This is a genomic window from Solwaraspora sp. WMMD1047, assembly GCF_029626155.1.
In the GTDB taxonomy this organism is placed as follows: Bacteria; Actinomycetota; Actinomycetes; order Mycobacteriales; family Micromonosporaceae; genus WMMD1047.
Map to the genome: position 1 here is coordinate 5,563,128 of NZ_JARUBL010000001.1, position 16,270 is coordinate 5,579,397.

The 16,270-nt window shown below is 73.2% G+C and carries 14 protein-coding genes and 1 pseudogene; 1 reads left to right on the forward strand and 14 read right to left on the reverse strand.

Features of this window, described 5'->3' with window-relative positions:
• Positions 1–96: 96 nt before the first annotated feature.
• The 11 genes and pseudogenes from O7627_RS25350 to O7627_RS25400 all read right to left on the reverse strand — a co-directional run.
• Positions 97–1,425 (reverse strand): annotated as a pseudogene (locus O7627_RS25350) (ThuA domain-containing protein); the annotation flags it as partial.
• A 5-nt stretch (positions 1,426–1,430) separates the two neighbouring features.
• The gene (locus O7627_RS25355) at positions 1,431–2,495 is read right to left on the reverse strand and encodes a polyprenyl synthetase family protein (RefSeq protein ID WP_278095979.1); all 1,065 of its coding nucleotides are present in this window, start codon (positions 2,493–2,495) and stop codon (positions 1,431–1,433) included.
• Positions 2,496–2,497: 2 nt separating this feature from the next.
• On the reverse strand, positions 2,498–3,700 hold the full coding sequence (gene eboE / locus O7627_RS25360) for a metabolite traffic protein EboE (RefSeq protein ID WP_278095980.1): 1,203 nt from the start codon (positions 3,698–3,700) through the stop codon (positions 2,498–2,500).
• 76 nt (positions 3,701–3,776) lie between these two features.
• Positions 3,777–4,658, reverse strand: a complete 882-nt coding sequence (locus O7627_RS25365) for a sugar phosphate isomerase/epimerase family protein (protein ID WP_278095981.1) — start codon at positions 4,656–4,658, stop codon at positions 3,777–3,779.
• Positions 4,655–5,539, reverse strand: a complete 885-nt coding sequence (locus tag O7627_RS25370) for an SCO3242 family prenyltransferase (protein WP_278095982.1) — start codon at positions 5,537–5,539, stop codon at positions 4,655–4,657. Before O7627_RS25370 ends, O7627_RS25365 begins: the two co-directional genes overlap by 4 nt.
• Before the next feature lie 221 nt (positions 5,540–5,760).
• Positions 5,761–6,939, reverse strand: coding sequence for an ROK family protein (locus tag O7627_RS25375; RefSeq protein WP_278095983.1), 1,179 nt, complete (start codon positions 6,937–6,939; stop codon positions 5,761–5,763).
• Between the two features lie 155 nt (positions 6,940–7,094).
• Positions 7,095–8,051 carry a YihY/virulence factor BrkB family protein gene (locus O7627_RS25380; RefSeq protein WP_278098430.1) on the reverse strand — a complete coding sequence of 319 codons (957 nt, stop codon included), beginning with the start codon at positions 8,049–8,051 and terminating at the stop codon, positions 7,095–7,097.
• A 217-nt stretch (positions 8,052–8,268) separates the two neighbouring features.
• Positions 8,269–9,081 carry an ABC transporter permease gene (locus O7627_RS25385; protein WP_278095984.1) on the reverse strand — a complete coding sequence of 271 codons (813 nt, stop codon included), beginning with the start codon at positions 9,079–9,081 and terminating at the stop codon, positions 8,269–8,271.
• 45 nt (positions 9,082–9,126) lie between these two features.
• The gene (locus tag O7627_RS25390) at positions 9,127–9,948 is read right to left on the reverse strand and encodes an ABC transporter permease (RefSeq protein WP_278095985.1); all 822 of its coding nucleotides are present in this window, start codon (positions 9,946–9,948) and stop codon (positions 9,127–9,129) included.
• Positions 9,948–10,880 carry an ABC transporter ATP-binding protein gene (locus O7627_RS25395; protein WP_278095986.1) on the reverse strand — a complete coding sequence of 311 codons (933 nt, stop codon included), beginning with the start codon at positions 10,878–10,880 and terminating at the stop codon, positions 9,948–9,950. The genes O7627_RS25390 and O7627_RS25395 overlap by 1 nt, the downstream gene beginning before the upstream one ends.
• Positions 10,881–10,994: 114 nt before the next feature.
• Complete coding sequence (locus O7627_RS25400) at positions 10,995–11,885, reverse strand: LysR substrate-binding domain-containing protein (protein WP_278095987.1); 891 nt, start codon at positions 11,883–11,885, stop codon at positions 10,995–10,997.
• A gap of 85 nt (positions 11,886–11,970) precedes the next feature.
• On the opposite strand from O7627_RS25400, the gene O7627_RS25405 reads away from it, so the two are divergent.
• Complete coding sequence (locus tag O7627_RS25405; RefSeq protein WP_278095988.1) at positions 11,971–13,071, forward strand: EamA family transporter; 1,101 nt, start codon at positions 11,971–11,973, stop codon at positions 13,069–13,071.
• Here the strand turns inward: O7627_RS25405 and O7627_RS25410 are convergent.
• The 3 genes from O7627_RS25410 to O7627_RS25420 form a co-directional block, all read right to left on the reverse strand.
• On the reverse strand, positions 13,034–13,558 hold the full coding sequence (locus tag O7627_RS25410) for a hypothetical protein (RefSeq protein ID WP_278095989.1): 525 nt from the start codon (positions 13,556–13,558) through the stop codon (positions 13,034–13,036). The genes O7627_RS25405 and O7627_RS25410 overlap by 38 nt on opposite strands.
• Positions 13,559–13,562: 4 nt before the next feature.
• Complete coding sequence (gene dnaG / locus O7627_RS25415) at positions 13,563–15,446, reverse strand: DNA primase (RefSeq protein ID WP_278095990.1); 1,884 nt, start codon at positions 15,444–15,446, stop codon at positions 13,563–13,565.
• Between the two features lie 214 nt (positions 15,447–15,660).
• Complete coding sequence (locus O7627_RS25420; RefSeq protein WP_278095991.1) at positions 15,661–15,861, reverse strand: AlpA family phage regulatory protein; 201 nt, start codon at positions 15,859–15,861, stop codon at positions 15,661–15,663.
• Positions 15,862–16,270 lie beyond the last annotated feature (409 nt).

Consider the following 16,270-nt stretch of genomic DNA (forward strand, 5'->3'; position numbering starts at 1 on the left):
GCGGGTTGCGCCTCCCGTCCGGTCGCCGGCCACCTCCGAGGAGGGCCGCCCTCCACTCTAGGCCCCGCTCCGCCGGCCGGCTAGCCGCGGCTAGCCGCCGAGCTCCCGGATCCGGATGTTGCGGAACGACACCTCGTCGCCGTCGCCGTGGTTCTGCAGCCCGATGTGACCGGCCAGCGACCGGGCCGGATCGGTGTTGGTGAAGTCGTTGATCCGCACCCCGTTCAGGAAGACCTGCAGCCGCTCCCCCTCGACCAGCAGTTCGTAGCTGTTCCACTCGCCCGGCGGGTTCAGCGCGGCGTCGCGGGCGGCCAGGTCGGCCGACTTGACGGGGTAGACCGCGCCGGTGGTGCGGTCGGCGGCGTCGGTCGCGTCGATCTGGACCTCGTAGCCGTTGCTCACCGCCGACCAGGGGTCGTCCGACGGCGGGAAGCCGATGAACACCCCCGAGTTGTCGTCGCCGGCCAGCCGCCAGTCCAGCTTCAACGAGTACGACCCGAACTGACGGGCGCGGTACCAGTAGAGACCCATCCCGCCGACCGAGGTGAGGGTGCCGTCGGAGTCGGTGAAGCCACCCGGCCCGGCCTGCGCCCAGCCGGCACCGGGGGGCAGCGGGGTGTAGCCGCTCTCCGGGCGGCAGTCGGCCCGGGTCCGGCCGGCCGCGTACCGGATGCCGCCGAGCAGGTGGGTCCGGAAGGCCGGCTCGGCGTACGCGGCGTCGGTGTGGCCGCCGCCGGTGTAGAAGGACCGACCCCCCTGGTACGCCTTGCACCAGGCGTGCGGGTGGTCGGCGCCCATCGTGCCGCCGGAGTAGCTGGCCTCGTCGAGGGTGGCCAGCACCCGGGCGGTGGACCGGGCGTTGGACCGGTAGTCGTACCACTCGTCGGTGCGGGTCCAGGTCCGCGGCAGGTGGGCGGTGGCGGCGTGCCCCCGATCCACCACCGTCACGTCCGCCTGCTGGACCGGCGGATGCGAGGCGAAGTACGCCCCGACCAGGTCGCCGTAGAACGGCCAGTCGTATTCGGTGTCGGCGGCGGAGTGCACCCCGACGTACCCGCCGCCGCCCCGGATGTAGGCCTCGAAGGCGGCCTGCTGGCTGCCGTCCAGCACGTCCCCGGTGGTGTTGAGGAAGACCACCGCCTCGTACCCGGCCAGGTTGTCGGCGGTGAAGGCGGCGGCGTCCTCGGTGGCGGTGACGGTGAAGTCGTGCGCCGCGCCGAGCTCGCGGATGGCCTGGGTGCCGGCGGCGATCGAGTCGTGCCGGAAGCCGGCGGTGGCGGAGAAGACCAGCACGTCGTACCCGGAATCGTCGACGCCGACGGTCGGCCCGGCCCCGCCGGGGCTGTCGACCTCGGCCGGGCCGGTGCAGGCGAGCGTGGCGGTCACGGCCAGCACGCCGAGCATGGGGCGGAGGAATCTGCGCATCGTCGCTACTCCCGCCGGTCCACGGCCCGGGCGGCGAGGGCGGCCAACGCCGCGCGGGCCGCGCCGGAGATGGGCGCCCGGTCCAGGGCGGCCAGCGCCGTCTCGGCCCGTTCCTTGATCATCCGCTCGACCTGGTGCAGTGCCCCGGTGTCGACGATGACGGCCCGCAGCGTCGCGGCGCCGCCGTCGTCCAGGTCGGGCCGGCCGAACAGCTCCGCCAGCCGGGCCGCCTGGTCCCGGTCCGCGCCCCGCCGGGCCAGCGCGATGAGCACCGTCGACTTGCCCTCCCGCAGGTCGTCCAGGACCGACTTGCCGGTCACCGCCGGGTCCCCGAACACGCCGAGCACGTCGTCGCGGAGCTGGAACGCGTCGCCGAGCGGGTCGCCGAACTCCTGGTACGCCGTCAGGACGTCCGCGCCGGCCCCGGCCAACGCGGCGCCGACCTGCAGCGGCCGGGTCACCGTGTACCGCGCCGCCTTCATCCGGATCACCCGCAGCGCGCTCTCCAGCGAGCCGTCGTCCATCCCGGCGACCAGGTCGAGGTACTGACCGGCGATCACCTCGGTGCGCATCGCCGCGAAGACCCGGTGCCCGCGCGCGGTCTGCTCGGCCGGCAGCCCGCAGTGCTGGAACATCTCGTCGGCCCAGGCGGCGCAGAGGTCACCGCAGAGCAACGCCGCGTTGTGCCCGTACCGACCCGCGTCCCCCCGCCACGCCGACCGGGCATGCAGATCCGTGAAGAACCGGTGCACCGACGGCTCACCCCGCCGCTGATCACTACCGTCCATGATGTCGTCGTGAATCAACGCGAACGCGTGGAAAATCTCCAACGCCGCCGCCGCGGCCACGATCTCCCGACAGTCCGGACCACCGGCCCCCCGCCAACCCCAGTAACAGAACGTCGGCCGCAACCGCTTCCCACCGGCCAGCACGAACCGGCGCAACCGGTCGAGCGCCACCCGCGGCGCGCTGGCCGGCCAGGCCGCCTGCTGCCGGGTCAGGAAGGCGGCGAGCTGCGCGTCGAAGCGCCCCCGCAACTCCCGGGAGGCCGCCCCCGGGGCCGCGGTCACCGTCAGCCCCCGGTCCCGGGCGGCCCCACCGGCTCGACCACCCGGAGCCCGAGCTCCACCAGCTCGTCGCGGGCGAAGGCGAGCTCCGCGGCGATCCCGGCCACCAGGCCGTCGGCCGAGTCCGGCCGCCGTGCCGGCGGCAGCACCCCCCAGGTGTACGTCTCGACGTCGAGGTGGTCGCAGCCGGCCCGGTCGCCGCCGAGCAGCTCCCGCAGCGCCATCCGCAGGACCGGAACGGTGGAGCGCAGCGGCGGTTCCGGGTCGGCGTGCAGCGGCACGTGGTAGTGCACCCGCCAGGCGCCGGGCAGCCCGGCGTCCAGTGCGGCGTCCAGGTCGTCGGCGGCGCACCGGGGGTCGGCCGGGTCGGCCGCCCCGGCGCAGCCGGCGCTGCGGGTCTGATGCAGGAACCGCGGTTCGACGTACCCGCGCAGGGCGTCCGCGGCGGCGACCGGGTCGTCCGCCGCCAGGGCCGCCGAGACCTGGACCTTCACCACCGGCAGCCCGGCAGCGCGCAGCCGGTGCAGCGCCGCCGCCGGCTCCTCCCAGGCGCAGGCCAGGTGGGCCAGGTCCAGGCAGACCCCGAGCCGGTCGGTGTCCACCCGGGACAGCCGTTCGGCAGCCTGGGCGGTGGACTCGACCAGGCAGCCGGGCTCCGGCTCGAAGCCGACCCGCACCGCCCGGCCGGTCCGCCAGGCGATCTCGGTCAGGCTGGTGGCGAGCTTGTCGAGCAGTCGGGTGCTGGCCGCCGACCGGGCCTCGTCCCACGGTTCCCGCCAGCCCAGCGGCAGGGTCGAGATGCTGCCCCGCAGCGCGTCGTCGGGGAGCAGGTCGACCAGGATCCGGGCCAGGTCGAGGGTGTAGTCGAGCCGCTCCCGGGTGGTCCAGTCCGGCTGGTAGACGCCCATCTTGACCACCGGCGCCTGGAACGACTGGTACGGGAAGCCGTTGAGGGTGACCACCTCCAGGCCGCGGGCGTCCAGTTCGGCGCGCAGCTTGCGCCGCAGCGCCGGCCGCTCGGCCAGCGCCGACGCCACCGGGGCGGCCAGCCACAGTCCCAACCCGAGTACGTCGGCGCCGAGCCGCTCCCGGATCGGTGTGGCGTAGCTGTCAAGCTGCCCGATCACGCCAGCCAGATCCTCGGCGGGGTGCACGTTCGTGCAGTAGCCCAGGTGGACGGTCTGCCCGTCCCGGTGGCGCAGTCGCATCAGGCGTCTCCCTGTGGGGTCGTGTCCGGCTCGATCGTGGTCACCTCGAAAGTAGGCCGCCGGTGCGGAATCCGCATCATGTCGGCCGGGCCGATCCGGCGCGTTCCGCCGCCCGCAGGAACTCCAGCGACCGGGCCGCCACCCCCGGTGCGTCGTGCGAGTGCCGGGGCAGCTCGACCGCGACCAGGCCCGGGTATCCGGCGTCCCCGAGCGCCCGCAGCACGGGCGGGAAGTCGATCTCCCCGGTGCCGAACTCCAGGTGCTCGTGCACTCCCCGGCGCATGTCGTCGATCTGCACGTTTACCAGGTGGTCCGCCACCGCCGTGACGCACTGGGGCACCGGCGCCGGCTCCAGGCAGCGACAGTGCCCGATGTCGAGGGTGATCCCGAAGATCGGCGGCGCGCCGAGCGCGGTCCGCAGCCGCTGCCAGTCCGCGATGTCGGCGACCAGCATCCCCGGTTCGGGCTCGAAGCCGATCGGCAGGCCCGCCGCGTCGGCGACCTCGACGATCTCGGCGCAACCGGCCACCAGCCGGTCCCAGGCGGCCGGTTCGGCCAGCCCGGCCGGCCGGACCCCGGACCAGAACGAGACCGCCTCCGCGCCCAGGTCGGCGCCGATCGCCACCGCCCGGCGGAGAAACTCGATCCGCAGCGCCGGATCGTCGTGCAGCAGGGTGGGGGCGTGCTTTCGCCACGGGTCGAGCAGGTACCGGGCTCCGGTCTCGATCACCAGGCCCAGGTCGAGGTCGGCCAGCCGGGCGCCCAACGCGGCCACCCGCGCGGCCAGGTCGGCGCCGAACGGGTCGAGGTGGTCGTGGTCGAGGGTCAGCGCCACTCCCCGGTAACCCAGCTCGGCGAGGACGGTGAGCGCGTCGTCCAGCCGGTGGTTGGCGAAGCCGTTGGTGCCGTACCCGAACCGCAGCCCGCCGCCCGACCCGCCGGTGCTGGTGCCGGTCATGTCGGGGAGACCCAGCGGGCCAGCCGGCGGCCGAGCGGGGCGGCCGCGGCGACCACCGCGCCGAGCATCGGCGCGCCGGCCCGGGCCACCAGCGCGCCCTGCAGGGCGGGCAGGCCGGTGATGCCGGCGCCGACGGCCGACCGGACCTGGGCGGCCCCGGGGTCGGCCAGCACCCGGGCCTGCGCGGCGCCGTAGCGCAGCGCGTACCAGCCGGCCAGGGTCGCCGCCACCAGCCCGCGCACCGGCTCCGGCCCGACGTCGCTGTCCCGCCGGGCCGGGCCGGTGGCGGCCGCCGCGACGGCCACGGCGGCGGTGCCGGCCAGGGTGGCGGTGGGCAGCTCGCGGGTCGCGCCGTGCACCTCACGCCGGGACAGCGCGGTCACCGTGTAGGTGTGCGCGGCCACCGTGACCGCCGCCGGCACCGCCCGCGACAACCGGCCGCCGCTCGCCCCGAGCAGGACGTCGAGTCCCCGGCAGGCGGCCATCACCGCCGGACCGGCCGGGGTGTTCTTGGCCCACAGGTCGTACGCCCACACCGCACCTGCCAGCGGGACCGCGACGGTGAGGGCGCGCCGGCCGCCGGCCAGTCCGGCCAGGGCGAGGCCGGCGACGGTGAGCCCGGCCGAGAGGCCCAGGGCGGCGCCGGCGGTGACCCGGCCGCTGGGGATCGGCCGCTCCGGCCGTTCCGCGGCGTCCAGTTCCCGGTCGGCCCAGTCGTTGGCGGCCATCCCGGCCCAGTAGAGCAGCACCGACGTACCGGCCAGCGCCGGCACCCGCCGGTCCAGCGCTCCCGCGGCGGCGGCGCCGGCGACCACGTCCCCGGGTACGGAGAGCGCGGCCGGTGCCCGGACCAGTTCCGCGAGATCGGCAGGTGTTGGCATGGGGCCTCCTTGTTCGGATGGCGCGGCGTCGACCGCTGATCACCGGCTGGTCAGGCCGGCGGCGTTCGTACGCGGTCGAGCGGCGTCGCCCGCCGGATATCCGGCGGGGTCGATGTCGACCGGTTGGCCGACCGTACCCGGATCTCGTCGCGGCCGTCGCGCCGCCCGGCCCGGACGGTGCCGACGGCGGCCAGCCGGGGATCAGCGGTCGGAGGCCCCGGTCAGGATGCCTCGCCGAACGCGACGTCACTGGCGAGGACGGCGGCTCCGGTGACGCCGGCCCGGGGGCCCAGTTCGGAGAGGACCACCGGCAGGTTGCCGGTCGCCAGCGGCAACGACCGGCGGTAGACGACGCTGCGGATCTCGGCGAGCAGGATGTGCCCGAGCTGGGCCAGCCCGCCACCGATGACGATCATCGACGGGTTGGCGAAGCTGACCAGGCCGGCGAGGACCCCGCCGATGCGCCGGCCGCCGTCGCGGATGAGCTGAATGCAGGGCACGTCGCCCTCCATGGCGCATTCGGCGACATCCCGGGCGGTGAGCGCGCCGTTGGCCGCCAGCCGCTCGGCGAGCGCCGGTGAGGAGCCGGACCGCGCCGCGACGGTGGCGTCCTTGGCCAGGGCCGCCCCGCTGAACAGCGCCTCCAGGCAGCCGGCGTTTCCGCAGGAGCACATCGGGCCGTGGGCGTCGACCTGGATGTGGCCGATGTCTCCGGCGCAGCCGTCGGTGCCCCGGTAGACCTCGCCGGCCAGGTAGATCCCGCACCCGATGCCGGTGCCGATCTTGACGAAGAGGAAGTCGTCCACCGAGTGCGCCACCCCGCCGTGCCGCTCCCCCACCGCCATGATGTTCACGTCGTTGTCGACCACCGCCGGGCAGCCGTGCTCGCGGGTCAGCAGCTCGCGGACCGGGAACCGGTCCCAGCCGGGCATGATCGGCGGCGACACCGGTACGCCGTCGCGGAAGCTGACCGGCCCGGGCACGCCGATGCCGACGGCGTGCAGCCGCTCGTACGCTCCGTCGACGCGGGCCTTGTGCAGCAGTTCGTTCACCCGGTGCAGGATGGCCTTCGGCCCGGTGCGGATGTCGGCCGTCTCGGTGTACGCGACGACGGGTTCGAGCCGGCCGTCGACCACCTCGACGTCGACCGAGCTGGCGCCCAGGTCGACGGCGGCGAAGCGCAGGGAGGGATCGAGTTCGACGAGGGTGGAGCGCCGGCCGCCCCGGGACGCGGCCTGGCCGGCCTCGGCGACGTAGCCGAGCGCCACCAGCCGTTCCAGCTCGGCGAGGAGCCGGGGTCGGGGCATCTCCAGCCGGTCGCCGAGCTCGGCCCGGGAGATCGCGCCCTGGTCGCGCAGCAGGCGCAGCAACCGCAGGTGCAGGGGCTCGGCCAGACGCACGATCTACCTCCGTCGGAGATCTGCCGCGCCGACGTTACATCGGCACGTTATGTCCGACACAGTAGGAGTCTTCCGCGACGCGTGTCCAGCGCTTCAACCGATCCGGCGCGAACTTTTGTACTAATCGTCAAAAGCTCGGGAGAATGGGCCTCGCGTCAGCCGTCCGCTTTCTTGATTTTGCGGTCGTCGCGCAGCTCCAGGTACGGCTCCCGGTCGATCGGCGTCAGGCCACCCGCGATGGCCCGCCCCCGGTCGAGCTCGGCGTCCAGCTCGGCACCGAGCAGGATCGCAAGGTTTGACAGCCAGAGCCAGACCAGGAAGACGATCACGCCGGCCAGGGTGCCGTAGGTCTCGTTGTACGAGCCGAAAGCCGAGACGTAGAAGGCGAATCCGGCCGAGACGATCAGCCACACCAGCACGGCCAGAATGCCACCCGGGCTCACCCAGCGGAACCCGCCGGTCCGGGCGTTCGGCGACGCCCAGTACAGGATGGCGAACATCAGGCTGACCAGCATCAGCAGCACCGGCCACTTGGCGATGTCCCAGGCCGTGACGGCGCCGGATCCGACCCCGATCGCCTCGCCGGCCACCTCCGCGAACCGCCCCGTGAACACCACGATCAACGCGCTGGCCAGCAGCATCACGCCGATCACCGCGGTCACCCCGACCCGGATCGGCAGGGTCTTCCAGATCGGCCGCCCCTCCGGCACATCGTAGATCGAGTTCGAGGCCCGCATGAACGCGCCGATGTAGCCGGACGCGGACCAGAAGGCACCGAGCAGACCGATGATCGCCACCAGGCCCGCCGTTCCGCCGGGTGGCACGTTGTCGATCGCCTGCTGGACGATGTTGCGTACCTCGCCGGGCGGCACCAGGTCGGTGATGGTGCCCTGGACGTCCTCGCTGGTCCGCTCGCCGAGCAGACCGAGCAGCGAGACCAGGACCAGCAGGCCCGGAAAGATCGACAGGACCCCGTAGTAGGTGAGCGCGGCGGCCCAGTCGGTGAGACTGTCGTCCTGGAATTCGCGGACGGTGCGGCGCAGCGCCGCCTTCCACGAGGTGCCGGGAAGGTGCGCCGGGCTCTCCGGGCCGGCGTCCGGACCCGGCGGCATCTCGGACTCCGGGCGCTCCGGTCGCGCGGGCTCCGGGCGCCCCGGCTGCCGCTCCGGCTGCAGGGACGCACCGTTGTGGGTGGGCTGGTCGGCCGAGGACCGGTCGGAGGCCATGGTGCGGACCCTCCCTCATCGCGCGAACGGGTGACACCCCTCCTGATGCCCCGCCCGGACGACGGGTAATCACCGCAGCTCAACCCGGTTCACGGCCGGCCGGTCACTTGGACAACAACCGCCCCATCCGCCGGGAGGCGATGATCAGCCCGACGGCGACCAGCGCCAGCAGATATCCCACGTTGATCACCTGGCCCCAGCCGTCGGCGCCGCCGGTGGTGATCCCCCGGATCAGCTCGACGGCCCGGTAGAGCGGGGTCAGCTCCACCACCCAGCGCAGCACCAGCGGGTACGCCTCGGCCGGCACGAAGGTGCCGGAGAAGAGGAAGAGCGCGAACTGCAGCGAGCCGATCAGGTCGAAGTCCTGCCAGCTGCGCATGAACGTCGACAGCGTCATGCCCAGCGCGCCGAACGCGAAGCCGACCAGCACCGTGGCCGGGAACGCGGCGAGCGCCCGGCCGGCGCTCGTCAGGTCCATCGCCACCATCACCCCGAGGAACGCCGCCGAGTAGAGGGTACCCCGGATCATCGCCCAGCCCAGCTCACCGAGGGCGATCTCGAACGGCTGCACCGGGGTCGCGATGATCCCGTCGTACAGCTTCATGTATTTCATCTTGCCGAAGAAGTTGAAGGTCGTCTCCGAGAGCGCGCCGCTCATCGCCGACGCCGAGAGCATCGCCGGGGCGACGAAGGCGGCATAGCTGACCACCCCACCGCCGGGCAGCGGGATGTCGCCGACCAGCGCGCCCACCCCGACCCCGATGGAGAGCAGATACAGCAACGGCTCGAAGAAGCCGGAAACCAACACGATCCAGTACGCGGACTTCAGCGCGGCCACGTTGCGTTCGGCCACCGAGGCGGCCCGGCGGGGCGCCACCTCGAAACTGACCAGCCGGGGCAACACGAGGCTGACCACGGAACTCCCTCCCTCAACGACGGGTCGGCGCGGCGGGGCCGGCCGTCAGATCACCAACCGGCGGCGGAACCGGGCCCGGGCGAGGAACCAGCCGCCGACCGCCCAGCCCGCCAGGTAGAGCAGATGCCCCGGGATCGACCACTGCGACGCGGCGCCGAGGGTGGCCGCCCGGCAGACGTCGACCCCGTGCCAGAGCGGCGACACGTACGCCAGCCAGCGCAGCACCATCGGCAGCGAGTCCACCGGAAAGAAGACCCCGGAGAAGAGGGTCATCGGCACCAGCGCGAAGCGGAACAGCAGGGCCAGGTAGCTGTCGGAGCGCACCGTGGAGCTGTAGGCGAAGACCGGACCGGCCACGGCCAGCCCGAGCAGCAGGGCGACCGGCAGTACGGCCAGCGCCCACGGCGAGTGCAGCGCGCCGAAGGCCGCCGCCACCAGCAGGAACGCCACACTGCTGGTGAGCACCCGGAACAACGCGAAGAGCAGGTGCCCGCCGACGATGTCGGCGACCCGCAGCGGGCTGGCGGCCTGGGCGAAGTAGATCCGGATCCACTCGAAGTTGCCGAGCACCGGCCAGGACGACTCGCCGATCGCCACCTGCAGCGCGGTCGAGGCGATCAGCCCGGGGATCAGGTAGTCCAGGTACGGCACGCCGTCCACCCCACCGGTGACGTACGCGCCGACCCCGACCCCGAACCCCAGCACGGTCAGCAGCGGCAGGATGAACGAGGAGACCGCGGTGCTGCGCCAGGTCCGCCGGTAGGCGACCAGGTGGTATTCCAGCACCGCGAACGCCGGAACCGCGAACGCCGAGCCCCGGCCCGTCGTCTCCGGCGCGGCCGGGCCGGCCAGTTGCACGCCGCTCATCAGTCGACCAACGTCCGGCCGGTCAGGTGCAGGAACACGTCCTCCAGGCTGCTGCGCCGCACCAGCACGCTGGCCGGTGTCAGGGCCCGGTTATGCACCTCGGCCACGGCGGCGTCACCGTCGCTGACATAGATCAGGACCCGGTCCGGCAGCACCTCGATGCGTTCGCCGATGCCGGCCAGCTTGCCGGCGAAGTCCTCCTGCGACTCGGCCACGAACCGCAGCTCGACCACCTCGCGGGTGGAGTAGCGGTCGATCAGCTCGCGCGGCGACCCCTCGGCGACGATCCGACCGCCGTCCATCACCACCAGCCGGTCGCAGAGCTGCTCGGCCTCGTCCATGTAGTGGGTGGTCAGCACCAGCGTCACACCCTGCTGCTTGAGCCGGAACAGCCGTTCCCAGACCAGGTGCCTTGCCTGCGGGTCCAGCCCGGTGGTCGGCTCGTCGAGCAGCACGATCTCCGGCTCGTTGACGAGCGAACGGGCGATCGTCAGCCGGCGCTTCATGCCGCCGGAGAGCGGCTCCACCTTGCTGTTGGCCCGCTCGGCGAGCTGCACGAAATCCAGCAGCTCGGCGGCCCGCTCCCGGGCCACCCGCCGGGGGATGCCGAAGTAGCGGGCGTAGGTGGTCAGGTTCTCCCGGACGGTCAGCTCGGGATCGAGATTGTCCAGCTGCGGGCAGACGCCGAGCCGGGCCCGGATCGCCGGCCCGTCCCGGCCCGGATCCATGCCGAGGATCCGCAGCTCGCCGCCGGTGGGCGGGGAGACGCAGCCGATCATGCGCATGGTCGAACTCTTGCCGGCCCCGTTGGGACCCAGGAACCCGAACGCCTCGCCGCCCCGCACGTCGACGTCGATCCCGTCGACCGCCGTGAAGTCGCCGAACCGCTTCACCAGCCCCCGGGCCTGGATGAGTGGTTGAGCAGTGGTCACCGGGCGACCCTAACGGCCGGCTACGACATCCCCCACCGAGTTTCGCCAGCACCCCCGACCCCACCGAGTCACCCGGCCCATCCGGATCGGCCCGGCCCGGAGCGGGCGGCCGGGTCAGCGTGTCCGGCCGGCGGTGAGCTGATTGAGGACAAGCGCCAGCGGCGGCCAGGCCGCGCGACCCCGGCGGGTCACCGCGTACGACCGCAGCCGGACCTGCGGATCGGTCAGCCCGACCAGGCCGACGCCGGGCAGCGTGGCCAGGTCGGCCGGGAGCAGCGCCACGCCCAGGCCGGCGAGGATCAGCTCCTGGACCAGCTCCAGGCTGTCCGCCCGGTGCACGACCCGGGGCTCGAAGCCGGCCATCGAGGCGACCGTACGCACCACGTCCTCGTCGGCGGTGTTGCGGGAGTTGACGATCCAGTCGTGGTCGCGGAACCGCGCGAACACCGTCAGCGCGTCGCCGGCGACCGCCGCCAGCCCCGCCGGCACGCCGAGGCTCCACCCGACCGACCAGAGCGGGATGCTCTGCAGGGTCGGCCCGACGGCGGCCGGCGCGAGGTCGTAGTCGTAGACCAGCGCCAGGTCGACGTCGTCACCCGCCAGCAGCCCGAACGCCTCGGCCGGCTCGTGCTCGTGGATCAGCAGCCGCACCCTCGGGTGGGTCACCGCGAGCTCGGCGACGATCGGCAGCAGGGAGCGGCGGATCGCGGTGGCGAAGCCGGCCACCCGCAGCGACCCGGCCGGCTCCGCCTCCGGATCCAGGTCCAGCCGGGCCGCCTCGACCGCCGCGAGGATGGTGACCGCGTGCTGGGCCAGCCGACGCCCGGCCGGGGTCAGCCGGACCCGCCGACCGGCCGGCTCGACGAGCGGCGCCCCCACCTCCCGGGCCAGCACGGCGAGCTGCTGGGAGACGGTCGAGGTGGTGGTGCCCAACTCCTCGGCAACCTGGCGCATCGACCCGAGGCGGGACAGTTCGAGCAGCAGCCGCAACCGGCGGGTCTCCATCCGGCCTATTGTTCAGGATCATCGAACGGTATGTCCATGATTAACACGTGGACACGAACGGTCTGTTCCTCGTCTACTTGGCCCCATGACGTACGCCGAGCCCACCAGCGCCCGCGGCGGCGCCTCGATGGCGATCGCCGCCATGCTCTGCATCCAACTCGGGCTGGCCGTCTCGGTCGGCCTCTTCGACCGGCTCGGCCCCGACGGCGCCGCCTGGCTGCGGCTCGCCTGGGCCGGCGTACTCCTGCTGGTGGTGGTCCGTCCGCGGCCCGCCGCCTTCTCCCGCTCCGCGCTGGCCGCCTGCCTCGCCCTGGGGGTGGTGACCGCCGGGCTCACCATGCTGTTCATGGCCGCCGTCGCCCGGCTGCCGCTGGGCACGGCGAGCGCGCTGGAGTTCCTCGGCCCGCTCGGCCTCGCGCTGATCCGCGGCCAGGGCCGGAGCCGGGCCCTTGCCGCCCTCGCCGCCGCCGGGGTGCTGCTGCTCACCGAACCCTGGCACGGCGGCACCGACCCGGTCGGGGTGGCGTACGCGCTCGGCGCCGGCGCCTGCTGGGCGGCCTACATCCTGCTCACCCAGCGGGTCGGGGACGAGGTCGCCGGGCTGCGCGGGCTCGCGGTCTCGATGCCGGTCGCCGCCGTCGTCGCCAGCTGCGTCGTCGGCCCGGACGTGCTCGCCGACCTCGACTGGCGGCTCCTGCTCGCCGGCCTCGGGCTGGCCGTGCTGCTCCCGGTGATCCCGTTCGCCCTGGAACTGCTCGCCCTGCGCCGGCTGACCACCGCCGCCTTCGGCACGCTGATGTGCCTGGAACCCGCGTTCGCCCTCGTCGTCGGCCTGTTCGCCCTGCACCAGGTGCCCGGCCCGGCCCCGGTGCTCGGCATCGCCCTCGTGGTCGCCGCCGGCATCGGCGCCGAACGCACCGGTGCCCGCCCGCAAGCACCACCCGACGCGCCCCGACCACCTGCCGTCAGCACCGACGGCCCGCCTGACGCCAGCCGCCCGCACCCGGTCAGGACCGACCGGCCACTTACCACCGACCCGCCTGGCGCCAGCCGTCCGGACCGGGTCGGGACCGACCGCCCACTTGCCGCCGACCGCCCACTTGCCGCCGACCGCCCGCTTGACGCCGATCGGCCGGCCGGGGCGCCGATCAGTCGGCCGGAGCCGTGCTCGCCTGGGCGGCGCTGACCAGTTCGTCGGTCTGCGCGACCACCTCGTCCCCGATCGCCGTGCCCGGGTCGTACCGGACCGTCCACGACAGCCCGTCCACCCCGCTGACCCGGCGGGCCACCACCCGCACCCCGCCGCCCGGCAGCCGGTGGTGTGCCGTGTACGCCACCGACCGCGTCACCCGCGCCCGGATCTGGTGCGGCACGTCCCCCGGATCGGGCAGCGGCAACGACCGGACCGGCCGGTCGGCCAGCACCGCGTACCCCTCCCGGACCGTCACCACCTCGGCCGGGGTGACCGCCAGCACCGACCCCGACCAGGTCGCCTTGTGCACCTCGTGCCAGCCGATCCGGTGCTCCTCCCCCGGCAGCCACAGCCCCCGGTTGGTCACCACCAGCACCCCGCCATCGCCGCCCACCCGGGTCCAGCCGACCACCCGCTCCTCGCGGTCCAACGCCGGGCGCTCGTCGGCCGGCAGCTTCGGCCGGCGCCTGAAGATCCCCATCCGCCTACAGTCCCCCCGCCGCCTGCTCCCGCAACGCCCGGGCGTGCTGCTCCAGCGCGAGCAGCTCACCGAAGAGCGCGAAATACTCGTCCTTGTTGGTGACCGGGTTGATCCGTTGCACCTTCGACTTCAGGTCGCGGATCCGGGCGGTGACCGAGCCCCACTCCAGCTGGGCGAGGGTGATCTGCACGTACCGTGGATCCGGCTCGTAGTCGATCCGCAGCGGCTCGACCGCCAGCTCGCCGACCAGCGCCCGACCGGTCAGGTCCGCGCAGGCGTCCCGGACCGCCTCGATCCAGACCGCGCCGCCGGTCGCGCCCGCCGCGCCGCCGGCGGCGCCGACCGCCTCCCGCACCACCACGTGTACGGGGTTGAGGTACGCGTCCGCGCCAAGCGCGTCGAACATCGGGCCGGCCAGCACCGGCACCTGCAGCGCCAGCTTCAACGCCTCCCGCTCGACAAGCGACTGCGGGCTGTCCACCACCGCCCGGGGTGCCGGTCCCCGGCCGGCCGGGGCCGCCCCGCCGGCCGCCGCCGGGGCCGGACCCTTGGCCGGCGTGGCCGCCGCGGTCAGCACCGCCCGCTGCACCGGCTCGATCTCCATCCCCAGGTCGCCGGCGAGCTTGCGGACGTACTCCGGTCGCTTTTCCCGGTCCTTGAGCTTGGCCACCAGCGGCGCCGCCTGGCGCATCGCCTCGACCCGGCCGTCGACGGTGTCCAGGTCGAAGCGGCTCAGCACGTGCCGCAGCGCGAAGTCGACGAGCGGCTCGCGGCGGGCGATCAGGTCGCGTACGGCCAGGTCGCCTTTTGCCAGTCGCAGGTCGCACGGGTCCATGTTGTCGGGGCTGACCGCGATGAAGGTGCGGCCGACGAAGCGCTGGTCGTCCTCGAACGCCCGCAGCGCCGCCTTCTGCCCGGCGGCGTCCCCGTCGAAGGTGAAGATGATCTCCCCGGCCACCGCGTCGGTGTCCATCAGCAGCCGGCGCAGCACGCCGATGTGGTCGGCCCCGAAGGCGGTGCCGCAGGTCGCCACGGCGGTCGGTACGCCGGCCAGGTGGCAGGCCATCACGTCGGTATAGCCCTCCACGATGACCGCCCGTCCCTGCTTGGCGATCTCCCGTTTGGCCTGGTCGATGCCGTAGAGCACGTGGGACTTCTTGTAGATGGGGGTCTCGGGGGTGTTCAGGTACTTCGGGCCGTCGTCGGTGTCGAAGAGCTTGCGGGCGCCGAAGCCGATCACGTCTCCGGTGATCTCCCGGATCGGCCAGAGCAGCCGGCGGCGGAACCGGTCGATCAGCGAACCGGACCGGGCCTCCCGGGCCAGGCCGGCGGTGACCAGCTCGGTGGCGGTGAAACCCTTCTGCCGCAGGTGCACGGTGAGCTGGTCCCAGGCGTCGGGGGCGAAGCCGCAGCCGTACTTCTCCGCGGCGGTGCGGTCGAAGCCGCGCTGGGCGAGGAACTCGCGGGCCGGGCGGGCGCCCGGGGTGCGGAGCTGGTCGGTGTAGAAGTCGACGGCGGCGGCGTGCGCGGCGACCAGCCGCTGCTTCTGCCCCTGCTGCTGGCGTACCGGCGCCGGCCCCGCCTCGATGTAGCGGAGTTGGATGCCGGCCCGCCCGGCCAGCCGCTCCACCGACTCGATGAACGTCAGGTGCTCGGCGTCCATCAGGAACTTGATCGCGTCCCCACCCTGCCCACACCCGTGGCAAAAATAGACATTTCGGGCAGGTGCGACGGTGAACGACGGCGTCTTCTCGTCGTGGAAGGGGCAGAGCCCCTTGAGATTGCCGCCGCCGGCTGACTTCAGGGTGACCGTATCGGAGATCACGTCCGCGATCGCGGTGCGCTCGCGGACCAACGCGATGTCCTCGTCCCGGATCCGCCCAGCCACCCGGCCACCACCTCCGCCCCCATCCTGCCCTGCCCGCCCCGCCGAACGCCCCCCGGGGCCGCCGCCCACCCCACCGCCACCGCACCCACCGGCGGCCCTCTTGATGATCTGAGCGCTACTGCTGTTAAACGGCCCCGGTAACAGCAGTAGCGCTCAGATCATCAACTCCCAAGCTGGCCCCACCCGCCCGCCCCGCTCGACTTTGGGGATCTGGCTACCCTTCGGCGTCCTGGAGGTCCGGCCGGTGCTTCTTGATCCACCCCTCGACGTCCTCGGTACGCCAGATGCGACCGACCGACAGCACGGCCACCGGATCCGGGAAGGACTTCGAGTTGGTGATCTGGTAGGCGCGGGTGCGCGAGACGCCAAGCATCTCCTGCACCTCCTGGCTCGCTACCAGCCGAAGCTCACCCATGTCAACACCGTAAGTTCACACGAACTGAACACACGCTCTCTGCACAGACGAACTCTTCATATGCATAGGTTCATGTAGGCTGTGCACATGTTCACCCTTCTCCCTCGCTTGGATGGCAGCCACCGTTCGGCCAGATGCAGCCGATGGTTTCGATGGCCAAGTTGGTCCACAATCGACGGCATCCACGGACCGGTTGTCCTACGACAAGAACCTGGGCAGCAACCGAGCACAGACGGCCTGGTGGCCGACCTGGTTGAGACCTCGCGGTGCGACGGTGCGGTGGTCTACCGGCGGCTCGATCGGCGGCCGAGCGGGTGCGCAACCAACCAGCGCGCCACCCGGTACGCCCGACGCATACCCCGAAAGCATGGCGGACCGAGAGATGTGTGACACGGCTGTCGAGCCGGCC

Coding starts and splice junctions, on each gene's coding strand:
- O7627_RS25400 (WP_278095987.1), bottom strand. CDS start 11,885: ATGGAGACCCGCCGGTTGCGGCTGCTGCTCGAACTGTCCCGCCTCGGG.
- O7627_RS25390 (WP_278095985.1), bottom strand. CDS start 9,948: ATGAGCGGCGTGCAACTGGCCGGCCCGGCCGCGCCGGAGACGACGGGC.
- O7627_RS25365 (WP_278095981.1), bottom strand. CDS start 4,658: ATGACCGGCACCAGCACCGGCGGGTCGGGCGGCGGGCTGCGGTTCGGG.
- O7627_RS25410 (WP_278095989.1), bottom strand. CDS start 13,558: ATGGGGATCTTCAGGCGCCGGCCGAAGCTGCCGGCCGACGAGCGCCCG.
- O7627_RS25370 (WP_278095982.1), bottom strand. CDS start 5,539: ATGCCAACACCTGCCGATCTCGCGGAACTGGTCCGGGCACCGGCCGCG.
- O7627_RS25380 (WP_278098430.1), bottom strand. CDS start 8,051: ATGCCGCCGGGTCCGGACGCCGGCCCGGAGAGCCCGGCGCACCTTCCC.
- O7627_RS25405 (WP_278095988.1), top strand. CDS start 11,971: ATGACGTACGCCGAGCCCACCAGCGCCCGCGGCGGCGCCTCGATGGCG.
- eboE (WP_278095980.1), bottom strand. CDS start 3,700: ATGCGACTGCGCCACCGGGACGGGCAGACCGTCCACCTGGGCTACTGC.
- O7627_RS25420 (WP_278095991.1), bottom strand. CDS start 15,861: ATGGGTGAGCTTCGGCTGGTAGCGAGCCAGGAGGTGCAGGAGATGCTT.